We start from the raw sequence: 14057 nt of genomic DNA on the forward strand, positions 1-14057 counted from the left end.
CACGGGCTCACCCGGCCAGGGCGCGGCGCAGGGCCGCGCCGAGTTCGGCGATCTGCCGCTGCGACACCTCGGCCGACAGGATCGCCTGCGACCCGTGGAAGGTGCCCGGCCACTGGTGCAGCTCGACCTGCACGCCGGCCTGCAGCAGCCGCAGCGCGTAGCCGATCTCTTCGTCGCGGTTCGGGTCGAACTCGGCGGTGGCGATGTAGGCGGGCGGCAGCCCGGACAGGTCTTCGGCACGCGCGGGGGCGGCGTACGGCGTGGCGGGCGCGGAGCCCAGGTAGTGCCGCCACGACGTGGCCAGCTTCTCGCGATTCAGCCAGGGCGTGTCGGTGAAGTTCCGTGCCGACCAGGTGTCCTGCCGGTCGTCGAGCCCCGGCTGGTGGAGCAGCTGGAAGCGGATCGCCGGCCCCTGCTCGTCGCGCGCCCGCAGCGCCATCGCCGCCGCGATCCCCGCACCGGCGCTGTGACCTCCGACCGCGATCCGCTCCGGATCGATGCCGAGCTCGGCCGCGTGCTCGGCCGTCCAGGTCAGTACGGCGTAGGCGTCGTCCAGAGCGGCGGGGAAGCGATGCTCCGGTGCCAGCCGGTAGCCCACCGAGATCACCACCGCGCCCGACCCGTCGGCGACCCGGCCGGCCCACGGGTGCTCGGTGTCCAGGTTTCCCATGACGAACCCGCCGCCGTGCAACCACACGATGGCCCCCTGCGCTTCGTGCGGACGGTAGATCCGCACCGGCACGTCCGGATCGGCGGGCACCACGCGGTCCTCGACCTCCATGCCCGCGATGTCCGGCGCCGGCACCGAGGCGGCCAGGTCGGCGAACTTCAAGCGCTCGGCGACCGGGTCGGTCAGGTCGGCACGGGGGAACAAGGGGATGAATACTTCGAGTTCGGGATCCATGCCGGTCATCCTCCCGGACACCATCCCCGAGGTCATCCGCCATCCGTCGGACATCTCTCCCATCTCACGCACCGATCGGCGCGTACGCTGGCGGCATGGAGGCATTAGCCGAACGGCTGTCGCAGCTGGACACGCAGGCCGGAGGCGCGATCCGCGTCGTCATGTTCTACGACACGCTGATGCGCCGGCGGGTGGATCTGCCGGCGCTCGCCCGCGCCTCGGCGGGCCTGGCCTCGTGCGTGGCCGGGATCCGGCTCCACGGCACGGGGCGGACGATCCGCATGGCGCCCGACGGCCTGGAAACCTCCGCCCCGCCGTCACCCGCCTCCACCACGACGCCGATCACCCTGGACGAGGAGGAGATCGGCACGGTCTGGCTCGAACGCCCCGGCCCGCCCGTCCCGCTCGACGAACTGCTGCTGGACCGGCTCGCCATCGCCACCGCGGCGGTCGTCGAACGGTACGGCCCGGCCCGCACCACCATGGCCGACCCCGCCCTCGTCGAACTCGCGATCAGCCCCGACAGCGACGCGGCGGCCAGGGCGCGGGCGCTGCGCCTGCTGGGTTTCGCCCCCGACCTGCCGGTGCGCGTCGTCGCCGTGCACACGCGGCTTCCGCTCGACCAGGTCGGCGGCCTGATCTGCCCGGCCCGGCCGGTCAAGGCGGCGCCGCTCGCCGACGCGGGCGTGCTGCTGGCCACCACCGTGGACCCGGCCCGGTTCCCGGCGGGTGTCCGCGCGGGCATCGGCGCCGCCGTCAGCGCCGACCGATCCTGGCAGCAGGCCCGCACCGCCCTCCGCTTCACCACCGCGCGCCAGCCGGTCATCCGCCACGACGACCTGGGCGCGCTGGCGCTCCTGGCCGAGATACCCCACGACGCCGCGCGCGGCAACACCGACGTGAGCGCGATCACCCGCATGGCGGAAAGTCCCGACGACCTGGAGACCCTCGACGCCTACTGCGCCACCGGCTCCCTGCGGCAGGCCGCCGACCTCCTCCACCTGCACCACAGCAGCATCGCCCGCCGCATCGAACAGATCTCCAAGACCCTGGACATCGACCTCACCGAGCCCACCGGACTGACCCGGGCCAGGCTCGCCCTCACCACCTGGCGGCTGCTCGACGAGCGAAGCGGCGTCTGAGGCGGGCCGTCAAGAACGCCAAGGAGAGGGACACAGCCGGCGCTTGGGCGTCGTCTATGTCGATCACCACACCCAGCAACGCCGTCCGGCGCCTCGGTGGCCACCGGCTCGGCCCTGCTGCCCCTGGAGGCTCTCATCGCCACCGACGCGATGGCGGAGAAGACCGCCCGCTGAGAGCCGCTCTCCCCATGCGTTTCGGACGATGTAACGTCGTTTCCATTCGCGGCGCGAAAGAACATGCATGAGAGCTGAGCTACGCCCCTTCGGACCGGCCTTCGGGGCGCTCGCCGCGTCGGGCTCGACGCCGGAGGTGGAAGGCACCCTGCACGGCTCCGTGAACGGCTGCCTGCCCTACGTCTGGGCGATCTGGGGCAGCACGGCTGCCGCCGCCGTGCTGGGTGTGCTCAAACCGGGGGCGACGTTGTGACCGCTACGCCTGGTAGCCCAGTCTCGCGGACAGGCGGGCGGCGGCTTCCAGGAGCGGTCGCACCGCCTCCCGCATCCGGGGCTTGAAACGGCTGCCCGGCCCGGAGACGCTGATGGCCGCGATCACCAGGCCGTCGTGGTCGAAGATCGGCGCGGCGATGGAGGCGGCGCCGTCCTGGCGCTCGCCGAGTGAGGTGGCGTAGCCCCGGCGGCGTACGCTCGCCAGCTCCGCGAGCAGCTTGCCCGGCTCGGTGATGGTCCTGGCGGTGAGGGCGTCGAGCTTGTGTCTTTCGAGGTAGACCGCGACCTCCTCCTCCCGGAGGAAGGCGAGGATCGCCTTGGAGGAGCTGCCCGCGTGCAAGGGATAGGGGATGCCGAGAGAGACCTCCATGCGCAGCTCCTGCGCCGGCACGGCCTGCTCGACGTAGAGGCGCGTGTCGCCGCGCCGCACGGACAGGGTGGCCGTCTCCTCGGTCTGGGCCGAGAGGCGGCGCAACTCGGGGCCGGCCATGGCGCGCAGGTCGGTGCGGGCCATGTGCGCGCGGCCGAGGGCGATGGCGGCGTGGCCGAGGGAGTAACGCCTGGTGGTGGGGTCGAGGGCGATGAGCTCCCTGCTGCGCAGCGCGGTCAGGATGCGGTGCACGGCCGCCTTGGTCAGGTCGAGCTCCGTGGCGATCTCGGTGACACCCAGATCCGGGCGGGTGGTGCGGCCGAACAACAACAGGACGTCCATCGCCCGCTCCACCGAAGCGATGGACCTGCTCTGGTTCTCGATCTCGGCGTGCGCGCTCACCCGCCCATTCTATTTCCGTGGGGGAAACGGCGTCACATTGACACGAAAGCCGGTGGCTCGTTACCTTCAGCGTTACAGCGTTTCCCTTGTTGGAACAGCGAGGAGCAGTGGCGACTGACCGCACCGTACTGCTCCAGGCTGACGACCCTGACGTCCTCCAGCGGCTTCATAACCGTCCGATCGGCTCGATGATGCGGGCGTGCTCGCCCAGGGCCTCGCCCCATGAGCGGTAGGTGATCCTCATGGCGCTCCGAGGCGGGCGAGCACCGCCTGCTCGTCCCAGACCTCTCCGTACTTCGCCTGGATGTCGGAGAGCGCGACCTCGTGCGGGCCCCGGGAGCGGTCGCCGACTGCCTGCCGCACCACGATGGGGACGAACCCGTGCTGGATCGTGTCCACCGCGCTGGCCCGCACGCATCCGCTGGTGGAGACCCCGGCGATCACCAGCGTGTCCGTGCGGAGAGCGGTGAGCGTGGAGGCCAGGGGGGTGCCGAAGAACGCGCTGGCGTACTGCTTGACGATGACGACCTCGTCCGGCAGCGGGGCGACCTGCGGCATCAGCTCTCCGAGGGGGCCGCTCAGGTCGCGCAGCGGCGGCACCTTCCGGTAGAACAGTCCCCCGTCGATGCCGCCGCGGCTGTGGCCCACCCTGGTGTGGATCACCGGGACGCGCGCCGCGCGGGCCGCCGACAGGAGGCGCGCGGCCGAGGCCAGGCAGTCGGGTGAGCCGACGTAGAGGTCGGCGGCCGGGTCGAAGTAGGCCCTCATCAGGTCGATGAGGATCACCGCGGGACGGTCCCCGAAGGGCAGGCTTCCGTTGAAGAGGCCCACCTAGATGACCCCTTTCCCGGCCAGGTCGGACAGTTCCTCGGAGGTCAGGCCGAGCAGCCCGCGGTAGACCTCGTCGTTGTGCTGGCCGAGGGCCGGTCCCGCGCTGCGTACCGCGCCTGGGGTGGCTGACAGCTTCGGCATGACGTTGTGCATGGCCAGCTCGCCGAACTCGGGGTGCGACACGCGGACGATGGCCTCCCTGGCGGCGAAGTGGGGGTCGGCGAACATGTCCGCGGCCGTATAGATGCGCCCGGCCGGGACGCCGCCCTCGTGCAGGGTGCGCAGCAGGTCCTCGGCGGGAAAGCCCGCCGTCCAGGCGGCGATGAGCTCGTCGAGTTCGGCCATGTGCTCGCCGCGCGCGCCGTGGGTGGCGTAGCGCGCGTCGGCGGCCAGGTCCGGCCGGTCCATCACGCGGGCCAGCCGGGCGAAGACGCTGTCCTGGTTGGCCGCCAGCAGGATGGAGTCGCCGTCCTTGGTGGGGTAGACGTTGCTCGGCGAGACGTTCGGCAGCACGGGGCCGGTGCGTTCGCGCTGGTAGGAGGCCTGCTGCCATTCGGGCACGAGCGACTCCATCATCGCCAGGACGGCCTCGTAGATCGCCGAGTCGACGACCTGGCCCTTGCCGCCGCGTTCGCGTTGGTGCAGCGCGACGAGGGTGCCGACGCAGGCGTGCGTGGCGGCCAGGGAGTCGCCGAGGGAGATCCCGACGCGGGACGGTGGCCGGTCGGGGTCGCCGGTGACGTACCGGATGCCGCCCATCGCCTCGCCGATCGAGCCGTACCCCGCCCGGGAGGCGTAGGGTCCCGTCTGCCCGAACCCGGTGACCCGGGTGATCACCAGGCGGGGGTTGATCGCGTGCAGCTCCGCGGGCGACAGGCCCCACCGCTCCAGCGTGCCCGGCCGGAAGTTCTCCAGCAGGACGTCGGACTCGGCCACCAGCCGCCTCACCAGCCGCTGCCCCTCCGGTGTGCGCAGGTCGCAGGTGACCGACTTCTTGTTGCGGGCCACGACCGGCCACCAGAGCGAGAGTCCGTACGGTTTCTCCCTGCCCCATTGGCGCATCGGGTCGCCGCGTCCGGGGTCCTCCACCTTGATGATCTCGGCGCCGAAGTCGCCGAGCAGCTGGCCGCAGAACGGTCCGGCCAGGAGCTGGCCGAGTTCGACGACGCGCAGGTCGTCGAGGGGGAGCACGCTCATGCCGTCCATTCTGGAACAGCTTTCCGCGTATGGAAACAGCCTGAAGGATCTTTACCGCACGGCCGGCCCCTCGATGACGAGTTCCAGGCACTCGCGGAACAGGTCGTCGACGGTGAGCCCCGGCTGGAAGTAGTCGGTCACGGCGGCCATCACGGTGGGGAACGCCTCGGTGTAGGTGGCCATGTCGAAGCCCTTCAGCGCCTCCGGGTCCGGACGGCCCGCCTGCTCCTCCAGGACGAAGCCGATCGTGAAGCGCTCCACCGTCATGACGATCAGGCGCGACTGCCGCAGGGGGAGGCCGCACCGCACCAGGGAACTCATGGCCAGTTCGGAGATCGCGGCCATCTTGAGTGAGAGCTGGGACGCCGAGATGACGCGGGCGCCGTCCGGGTGGGCCAGCAGGGCACGGCGCAGCCGCTCGGCGAGGCCGCGCAGCCAGTCCTGCCAGCGCTCCCCGGGCTCGGGCGGCGTCAGTTCGGGGAACTGCTCCTCCAGGATCGCCTCGGCGATCGCGGTGACCAGGGCCGCCTTGTTGGGGATGTGCCAATAGAGGGTCGGCGACTGAACGCCGAGCCGGGCGGCCAGCTTGCGCGTCGTCACACCCTCGAGACCTTCGGCGTCCAGCAGTGCGACGGCCTCGGTGACGATCCGCTGTCTGTCCAATGCCAAATTCAGCACCTCCCTGGCGACTCTATCAGTGCTAGAGTCTCTCTATCAGCGATAGAGAGGAGCCGAGATGAAGGCAGCAGTGCTTCACGAAGTCGGCGGAATCCCCCGGCATGAGGACTTCCCGGATCCGGTGGCCGGTGAGGGCGAAGTGATCATCAACGTCAAGGCGGTCGCCGTCGAGAGCGTCGACAAGGCGATCGCGGCCGGCACGCACTACACGAGCACGAACTACCTCACCCACCTGCCGATGATCCCCGCCTTCGACGGCATCGGCGCCCTGCCGGACGGCACCCTCGTCGGGTTCGGCAACCTCAGCTCTCCCTACGGCGCGCTCGCCGAGACGGCCGTGGTGCCCCGCGACTCCTACGTTCCGATCCCCGACGGCATCGACCCCGCTGTGGCGACCGTGCTGGGTTCGGCCATCACCGGCATGTCCATCACGACCGCCGCGGGCTTCGTCCCCGGAGAGACGGTGCTGGTGCAGGGCGCCACCGGGGTCGCCGGGCGGCTCGCGGTCAAGGTGGCCAGGCTGCTCGGCGCCGGCCGGATCGTCGCCACCGGCCGTGACGACGAGCAACTGCGCGAGGTGCTGGCCATCGGCGCCGACACGGTGATCAACACCGCGGTCTCCGACGAGGCGCTGACGCAGGCGTACACCGACGCCAAGGGCGACGGCTACGACGTCGTCGTGGACTACCTGTGGGGCCGGCCCACCGAGATCCTGCTGCGGTCGCTGATCCCGGAGTCGTTCGCATTCGGAAAGCCGACCCGGGTGATCCAGATCGGCGAGTCGGCCGGGACCGGGCTCACCCTCGGCGGGTCAAGCCTGCGCACCTCCGGCGTGGAGATCTACGGCGCGGCCAAGGGCCTCGGCTCACAGACCATGGCCGAGGTGTACGGGCAGATCGTGACGTGGACGCGCTCCGGCGAGCTCACCTTCGACGTGGAGCAGGTCCCGCTGAGCGACATCGAGACCGCCTGGCGCCGGACCGACCTCAAGGGCAGGCGACTCGTCGTGGTGCCGTAGCCGGCTCTGTCAGGACTGCCGGATCGCGACGACGTCGAACTCCAGCACCACCTTCTCGCCGACCATGGCCCCCGTCGCGGCGTTCCAGTTCACGCCCCAGTCCTTGCGGTTGACGGTGACGCCGCCCTTGAAGCCGACCTGGACGTTCCCCGTGCCGGCCAGCTCGAAGTCCACGGTGACCGGCCTGGTCACGCCCCGGATGGTCAGATCGCCGGTGACCTTGAATGCCGTCTCGCCGGCCCGCTCCACGCCGGTCGAGTCGAAGGTGATGGCCGGGTGGTGCTCCACGTCCAGGAACCTGCCGCACAGGTGCTCGTCGCGCCGCGGGTTGCGGGTCTGGAGGCTCTTCGCCCTGATCGTGAGCCGGACGCTCGACCTGGACGGGTCCTCGCCGTCCAGGTGTGCGCTGCCGTCGAACTCCTCGAACCGCCCGCGTACCCTGGTGGCCATCGTGTGCCGGGCGACGAAGCCGATCCGGGTGCGGGCGGTGTCGAGGACGTAGTCGCCGGTCAGCTCACTGAGCGTGGTCGTGGTCGTCATGCTTGGCAGCTCCCAGAGGAAAGAGATGGTCAGCAGTACGACGACGCGACCCCGCCGAATGTGAGGCCTGACATTCGGCGGCGCTGTCTCGTCGTACCGCTAGACCAGATGTGACCAGATGTGACAAGGGAAGGCCGACGACACCATGACCACGCAACCCGACGACCGGCTCGATCCGGACCTGAGCGCGATCATGAGCGAGCGGCGTCAGCTCACCAACCTCGCCTACCGGCTGCTCGGCTCGCTGGCCGACGCCGAGGACGTCGTCCAGGAGACCTACGCCCGCTGGTACGCCATGTCCCGGCCGCAACAGGACGCCATCGACTCACCGGGAGCCTGGCTGACCAAGGTCGCCAGCCGCATCTGCCTCGACCTGCTCGGCTCGGCCAGGGCCCGCCGCGAGCGCTACGTGGGCGAATGGATCCCCGAACCACTGCCCGACCACACGGAATGGACCAGCGCCGACCCCGCCGACCGCGTCACCCTCGACGAATCGGTCAGCATGGCCTTCCTCGTCGTCCTCGAATCCATGACCCCGGCGGAACGCGTCTCGCTCATCCTGCACGACGTCTTCCGCTACTCCTTCGCCGAGGTGGCCGACGTCGTGGGCCGCACCCCGGCGGCCTGCCGCCAGCTCGCCTCCTCCGGCCGGCGACGCATCCGCGAGTCAGAGGCCCCCGCTCCCACGGCGGCCCGGCGCGTCGGCCTCGTCAGGGAGTTCAAGCAGGCGTGGGAGGCGAAGGACATCGACGCCCTCGTCAGCATCCTCGCCCCCGACGCCACGGGCGTCGCCGACGGCGGCGGCCTCGTCAGCGCCGTGCTCCGTCCCGTCGAGGGCAGCGAGGAGATCGCGCGCCTCTTCGTCGACATCGCCCGCAAGGTGCCCGACATGAGGATCCTGGAACGCACGGTCAACGGCCAGCCCGGCCTGGTGGCCCAGCACGACGGCGCCACCTTGGTGGTGATCGCCTTCGACGTCGCGGGCGACCGGATCAACCGCATCTGGGCGGTGCGCAACCCCGAGAAGCTCCGGCCTTGGCGGGAGACGGCCTCCTAGGACGGCCTTTCATGGTCACCTGCCGCCGCCCACGCGTGCGTTGCGGAGGTCACGGTGGGCGGCGAGCAGGACGGCCGCGACCACGGCGCGTGCCTGTGGTGCAGGATTCGCAGCGCCTCCACCTTGCCGGCCGCGACGGCGGCGACGAGTTCGGCGTCGCCGCTGTCGGGCCCGGCGGGGGCGCGTCCCGAGTTCCGCTGAAGAAGCGGTGCACACCACCTCTATCGCACGACGAACCGCCCCCGGTTCCCCTGTGCGGGATGTGGTGTCCGGCTACGGCGTGTCGTGGGCGAGCTTGCGCAGTTCGGGGCCGTAGGTCGGGTGTGCGAGAGCGGCGGCGAACTGGGCCTTGAGGTAGTTGAGCGGCGATCCCGTGTCCCACCAGGTGCCGTCGATGACCTGCCCGTACACCTCGTGCGTGAGCGCGTACTCGTGCAGGGCGTCCGTCAGGTAGATCTCGCCTTCCGGATGTTGCCGCCACTTGCGCGTCTGGGCTTCCAGGACGTCGATGACGCCGGGGGTGACGACGTATCCGCCGATGGCGGCGTAGTGGGACGGGGCCTTTTCCGGGGCCGGCTTCTCCACCAGGCCGGAGATCCGCAGGCGGCCGTGCCCGAGGTCCTTCGTCACGATGGGCACGCCGTAGCGGGAGGCGTCCTCGACCTCCATCGGCATCAGCGCCAGGACGGGGGCCCGCGTCGCCTCGTACGCCGCCTTGAGCTGCTTGGCCCGTGGCACGTCGGCCACGAAGACGTCGTCGGCCCACAGGACCATGAACGGTTCGTCGCCGATGACGCGGGCGGCGTTCAGGACGGGCGTGCCGTTGCCGTAGGGGCCGTTCTGGTAGAGGTAGGTGATCTGGGCCAGCGACGCCAGCTCCGCGACCGCGTCGGCCAGTTCGGGCTTGCCGGCCGTGCGGAGCTGGAGTTCGAGGTCGTCGTCGGGCGCGAAGTGCTGCTGGATGAGCTGTTTGCGGCCCGACGTGACGATGGTGATCTCGTCGATGCCCGAATCCACCAGCTCCCTGATGGTGTGCTCGATGACGGGTTTGTCGCCGATCGGCAGCATCTCTTTGGGGAGTGCTCTGGTCAGTGGCAACAGCCGGCTGCCCAGGCCGGCGACCGGAATCACGGCTTTGCGGATCACGTGCTCTCCTGACGTTGACGTCACCGTTGCCGACCAGGGTCAGCCGGGGCTTTCCTGCGCAAGGTCAAGATAAGCATGCACTCACCACCGGCGGCATCCTCACGTAGGGTCCGGGACCCCTCCCGGCCGGTCGCGCGGACAATGGCACTCCGTCAGCACGCAGGAAGGGAACTCCCTTGGATCCCGCAGGCCGATCCCGTGACCCGCTGGCCGTCGCGCTCGCCAACGCGTCCCTGCTCAGCATCGGCTACGTGATGCTGGGGCGGTGGCGGTGGGCCGTGGGCACCGGGGCGGTCACGGTCGTGCTCGTCGTCGTCCTCGCGCTGTTCGCCCGTTCCGTCTGGTTCGAGATCGTCGTCCTGTTGTGGTGGGCGGCTCTCATCGCGCACGGGTGGCACCTGGCGGGCGGGCGCGCGGGGCGGGCGGACCGGAGGCAGCGGCTCATCGCGCTCGGCGTGGCGCTGCCCGGGCTGGTGGCCGCCGGGTTCCTCCGCTTCGACGGCGCGCGCGTCGAGCGGGCCGCCGCCGAAGCCCACCGCGGCGGCGACTGCTCACGCGCGTTGTCGATCATGGACGGTCTGTGGACCGGGCACCGTCTGGCCGACGCGCCCCTGACCGTCCGGGTCGAGACCGCGGCCGAGGCGTGCGAGCTGCTGGTGCGGGCCGGGCGGCAGAACGACCGGCTCCAGGCGGCCAGGACGCTGGAGACGTACGCCGCCCATCCGGGGGCGCTGTGGAAGGGTGTGGAGAGCCGCCGTGCCGATCTCTTCCTGGCTCAGGCCTCAGCCGAGCTCGACACGGCCCTGACCGGCGACGCCCAGGCTTTGACGGCGGGTTTCGGCCACCTGTCCACGGTCCTCACGGGCTTCCCCGGCCAGGAGGGCAGGGTCACGGGGATCCTCGGCGCGTTCTCCGGCCGGCTGCCCGTCGAGGACGCCTGCTCCACCAGGGCGATCACCGACTGGCTCGGCCGGCGGCCGGCCGACGGTGGCCCGCTGGACCAGGCCGCCGGCGTCGTCCCGCGCGTCGCGCCCGCGGCGATCCTCGGATGCGGCGACCGGTTCATGGCCGACGACGAGTGGAAGCAGGCCCGCGAGCAGTACAAGCAGTTGCTCGCCCAGTATCCCGAGCACGACCTGGCCTCCAAGGCCGAGGACGGTGTCAGGAAGGCCGGCCTGGCGATCGAGCTGGCCGCCGTGCGGCGGCTGGTCAAGGACGGGGACTACTGCTCACACCCGGCGCGGTACAGCGGCGCGGAGGCGTACAAGGGCGGCGGGCCGCACCGCGCCCTGCTGCTCGGCAGGAGCGACCACAAGGCGAAGCTGCCCTCCTCCTGGCTGGCCAAGGACCCCGCCAAAGCCACGCTGGTGATCTGCGCGGGCGAGACGACATACGGCTCCAAGGTCGCGACCTGCCCGTACGAGAGCCGCCTGTCGCCGTACTTTCCCACGGACGTGACGTTCCGCAAGAAGAAGATCCCCGTACGCGTCTACGAGCTGCGGACGGGAAAGCGCGTGAGCCCGAAGAGCCTGCAGATCAGCGGGACCTTCTGCCCGAGGACCCTCCACTACACCACCTACTCCGACCTCGTCGACCTCGGCCCGCCGTCGAAGGTGTACGTCAAGACGTCCGCGGTGAACATCCGCGCCGCCTACGCCGCCGTGATCAAGCCCTGAGCCCCGCATTATTAAACCTTGACTTATATAAGCCACGGGTGAGACCGTCGGTAAGCCGTTGACTCGGCGCCACCACGGGAGGCCGCCATCTGGCTGGAGCGCCTGCGCCGGTTCTGGAGCCAGCGCCTCGACGCGCTGGCCACCGAACTCTCGCGGGGCAAGCGTGAGCACCGCGAACAACGTGAGAACACCGCCGGCGGGCCATCCGCGGAGAGCGAGGATGACTAGGACGCCGCTGACCTGCCGCTCCGGCGCGGAGTGGCGATATCCTGGCAACAGGCGTCCGGTACGCGCCCAACCTCCGGCGACCCGCCCCAGCCGGGTCATCCCACGGAGGCAAAGGGAGGCCCACCTCTCGGCCGGGGTGGCTTCGTTGTCGATCGCGCGCCCGCCGTACCGGCCGCTGGGGGTCCGCGGATGGGCCGCGCGGGAGATGACCATGACCAAGCAGGCCGACTTCAAACGGCGCGTACGCGCCCGCATGGCCAAGACCGGCGAGTCCTACGCGACCGCCCGCAGCCGGCTCCTCGCCGGCCAGCCGGACACGACGGCGCCCGGCACCGGCTGGATGGCCGAGGCGCTGCACGTCAGCAACGGCGACGCCACCGACCTGCCCGGGACCGGGCTCGCGCCGCGCGTGGTGTTCTGGCGCGACGTCCTGCACGAAGGCCCGGTGCCCGAGGTGGGGCCGGAAGAGCTGCGCCGGATCAGGGCCGCCTTCCTCGTCCAGGCGGGCGCGGACGACCGCGGCGAGGCCACGGCGATGTTCACCGAACGTGACCGCCTGCTGGAGGCCAACCGGGACGGCGAGTACGTGTTGTGGTTCGAGGCGGATCTGTACGACCAGCTCCAGATCATCCAGATCCTCGCCCGTCTCGCCGACCTCGACGTGCCCGCGCGGCGCGTCACCCTGATCTGCATCGGCGAGCATCCGGGCATCGCCCGATTCGGCGGCCTGGGCCAGCTGACCGCCGAACAACTGCGCGAGCTGCCCGCGACGAAGGCGTGCGCCCGCCTGACCCCGGCCGCGCTGGAGCTCGCCACCCAAGCCTGGGCCGCCTTCCGCGCGCCGACGCCCGCCGGCCTCGGCGCCGTCGCCGCCACCCGCTCGCCTGACCTGCGTTTCCTCGGCGAGGCGTTCGACCGGCTCAGCCGCGAGTACCCGTCCACCCGCGACGGCCTGTCGCTGACCGAACGACGGGTGCTCGCCGCGGTCGCCGACGGCGCGTCCGGCGCCGGGACCGACGCCGGGACCGCGTTCGTCCGGGCGGCGTCCCGGGAAACGCGCCCGTACCTGGGAGACGACTGGTGCTTCGCGATGATGGACCGGATGGCTCAGGCGCCCGTCCCGCTGCTCGCCGCCGAGCCGGCCGATGAGCCGGCGAACCGCGCCACCCGCCTGCGCCTGACCGGCGCCGGGACGCGGGTGCTGGCGGGCGAGGCGGACCACGTCACGCTCAACGGCCTCGACCGGTGGATCGGCGGCGTGCACCTCCAGGGCCGGCACACCCGGTGGCGCTGGGACGACGGCACCGAGACCATCACGGAGCCGACCGCGTAGCAGCCGTCCAGGGGCGGGTCCGGTTTGCCATGCGCAATTCTGGAGTTCTAGTATCCAGGATATGCGGATGAGCGAGGGCGTGGAATGGGCCCTGCACAGTTGCCTGAACCTGACCTGGCTCGACTCGGACGAGGCGATGACCGCGGCCCGGCTGGCGGCGTTCTACGAACTGCCCGCGGCATACCTGAACAAGCAGCTTCAGGCGCTGGCGCGGGCGGGCATCCTCGCCTCCACGTCCGGCCCTCGCGGCGGGTTCCGGCTGGCGCGCCCGCCGGAACAGATCACGTTGCTCGACGTGGTGACGGCGATCGAGGGACCGGGCGAGGCGTTCCGCTGTGAGGAGATCCTGCGCAAGGGGCCGGGCGGCCGGGAGGATGCCGACTACCGCAAGGCGTGCGTCGTGTCGCAGGCCATGCGCCGGGCCGAGCTGACGTGGCGCAAGGAGCTGGCCGGTCAGACGCTGGCCGACATCAAGGCGACGGTGGAGCGCCGCCACCCCCGCGCGCCCGCGTCCGCGCGCGACTGGTTTGCCAGTCGCCGCCCCTGAGCCCCTGAGCCCCCGAGCCCCCGAGCAGCCTGTGGCAGCACGGGCATTTGGCAAGATTCTGGATATCAAATATCTCGATTATCCACAAAGGAGACACAAGATGCGCATGAGCATCCGTAAGCCCGCCGCGGACGGCATGAAGGCGATGTACGCGCTGGAGGCGTACCTCAACGGCACCTCCGTCCCCCGCGCCACGCTCGACCTGCTGCGGCTGCGGGTCAGCCAGATCAACGGCTGCGGCTACTGCGTGGACATGCACGCCCGCGAGGCCCAGCAGGCCGGCGTGTCCGAGCGGCGCGTCCACGCGCTCGCGGCCTGGCGCGACACCCCGTTCTTCTCCGACGAGGAGCGCGCCGCCCTGGCGCTCGCCGAGGCGGCCACGCGGATCTCCGACAACCCCGACGGGGTCCCGGACGACGTGTGGGACGCGGCGGCGGACCACTACGACGAGGAGTCACTGGCCGCCCTGGTCATGGCGATCGCGTCGATCAACGCCTGGAACCGCATCAACGTCACACTCCGCAACGCTCCCGGCCATTAG

General features: G+C 71.0%; 15 protein-coding genes. 8 read left to right on the forward strand and 7 right to left on the reverse strand.

Annotated elements, in window-relative coordinates; genetic code table 11:
- Positions 1-7: 7 nt before the first annotated feature.
- A complete protein-coding gene (locus tag ACFPZ3_RS66380; protein WP_379524644.1) occupies positions 8-958 on the reverse strand; it encodes an alpha/beta hydrolase in 951 nt (316 codons plus the stop codon).
- A 41-nt stretch (positions 959-999) separates the two neighbouring features.
- On the opposite strand from ACFPZ3_RS66380, the gene ACFPZ3_RS66385 reads away from it, so the two are divergent.
- Positions 1000-2046 (forward strand): helix-turn-helix domain-containing protein, encoded by a 1047-nt coding sequence (locus ACFPZ3_RS66385; RefSeq protein ID WP_379524645.1) that lies wholly within the window; start codon positions 1000-1002, stop codon positions 2044-2046.
- A gap of 241 nt (positions 2047-2287) precedes the next feature.
- Positions 2288-2473: a hypothetical protein gene (locus tag ACFPZ3_RS66390; protein WP_379524646.1), complete on the forward strand. Its 186-nt coding sequence runs from the start codon at positions 2288-2290 to the stop codon at positions 2471-2473.
- A gap of 3 nt (positions 2474-2476) precedes the next feature.
- Here ACFPZ3_RS66390 and ACFPZ3_RS66395 read toward each other — a convergent pair whose 3' ends face one another.
- From ACFPZ3_RS66395 to ACFPZ3_RS66410, 4 genes are all read right to left on the reverse strand, one after another.
- Positions 2477-3265, reverse strand: coding sequence for an IclR family transcriptional regulator (locus tag ACFPZ3_RS66395; RefSeq protein ID WP_379524647.1), 789 nt, complete (start codon positions 3263-3265; stop codon positions 2477-2479).
- A gap of 240 nt (positions 3266-3505) precedes the next feature.
- Complete coding sequence (locus ACFPZ3_RS66400; RefSeq protein WP_379524648.1) at positions 3506-4096, reverse strand: isochorismatase family protein; 591 nt, start codon at positions 4094-4096, stop codon at positions 3506-3508.
- Positions 4097-5293: a CaiB/BaiF CoA transferase family protein gene (locus ACFPZ3_RS66405; protein ID WP_379524649.1), complete on the reverse strand. Its 1197-nt coding sequence runs from the start codon at positions 5291-5293 to the stop codon at positions 4097-4099.
- A 51-nt stretch (positions 5294-5344) separates the two neighbouring features.
- A complete protein-coding gene (locus ACFPZ3_RS66410; protein ID WP_379524650.1) occupies positions 5345-5962 on the reverse strand; it encodes a TetR/AcrR family transcriptional regulator C-terminal domain-containing protein in 618 nt (205 codons plus the stop codon).
- 67 nt (positions 5963-6029) lie between these two features.
- On the opposite strand from ACFPZ3_RS66410, the gene ACFPZ3_RS66415 reads away from it, so the two are divergent.
- Positions 6030-6989, forward strand: a complete 960-nt coding sequence (locus tag ACFPZ3_RS66415; protein WP_379524651.1) for a quinone oxidoreductase family protein — start codon at positions 6030-6032, stop codon at positions 6987-6989.
- A 9-nt stretch (positions 6990-6998) separates the two neighbouring features.
- Here ACFPZ3_RS66415 and ACFPZ3_RS66420 read toward each other — a convergent pair whose 3' ends face one another.
- Positions 6999-7529: a YceI family protein gene (locus tag ACFPZ3_RS66420; protein ID WP_379524652.1), complete on the reverse strand. Its 531-nt coding sequence runs from the start codon at positions 7527-7529 to the stop codon at positions 6999-7001.
- Between the two features lie 145 nt (positions 7530-7674).
- Here ACFPZ3_RS66420 and sigJ point away from each other — a divergent pair, with 145 nt between their 5' ends.
- Positions 7675-8586 carry an RNA polymerase sigma factor SigJ gene (gene sigJ / locus ACFPZ3_RS66425; RefSeq protein ID WP_379524653.1) on the forward strand — a complete coding sequence of 304 codons (912 nt, stop codon included), beginning with the start codon at positions 7675-7677 and terminating at the stop codon, positions 8584-8586.
- A 273-nt stretch (positions 8587-8859) separates the two neighbouring features.
- Here sigJ and ACFPZ3_RS66430 read toward each other — a convergent pair whose 3' ends face one another.
- Positions 8860-9732 carry a UTP--glucose-1-phosphate uridylyltransferase gene (locus ACFPZ3_RS66430; RefSeq protein ID WP_379524654.1) on the reverse strand — a complete coding sequence of 291 codons (873 nt, stop codon included), beginning with the start codon at positions 9730-9732 and terminating at the stop codon, positions 8860-8862.
- Between the two features lie 176 nt (positions 9733-9908).
- Between ACFPZ3_RS66430 and ACFPZ3_RS66435 the strand changes: the two genes are divergently transcribed.
- The 4 genes from ACFPZ3_RS66435 to ACFPZ3_RS66450 all read left to right on the forward strand — a co-directional run bounded on the left by ACFPZ3_RS66435 (position 9909) and on the right by ACFPZ3_RS66450 (position 14057).
- The gene (locus ACFPZ3_RS66435; RefSeq protein WP_379524655.1) at positions 9909-11408 is read left to right on the forward strand and encodes a tetratricopeptide repeat protein; all 1500 of its coding nucleotides are present in this window, start codon (positions 9909-9911) and stop codon (positions 11406-11408) included.
- 373 nt (positions 11409-11781) lie between these two features.
- A complete protein-coding gene (locus tag ACFPZ3_RS66440) occupies positions 11782-12969 on the forward strand; it encodes a hypothetical protein (RefSeq protein ID WP_379524656.1) in 1188 nt (395 codons plus the stop codon).
- 67 nt (positions 12970-13036) lie between these two features.
- Positions 13037-13516, forward strand: a complete 480-nt coding sequence (locus ACFPZ3_RS66445; protein WP_379524657.1) for an RrF2 family transcriptional regulator — start codon at positions 13037-13039, stop codon at positions 13514-13516.
- Between the two features lie 106 nt (positions 13517-13622).
- Positions 13623-14057 (forward strand): carboxymuconolactone decarboxylase family protein, encoded by a 435-nt coding sequence (locus ACFPZ3_RS66450; RefSeq protein WP_379524658.1) that lies wholly within the window; start codon positions 13623-13625, stop codon positions 14055-14057.

Source organism: Nonomuraea insulae, assembly GCF_042656245.1.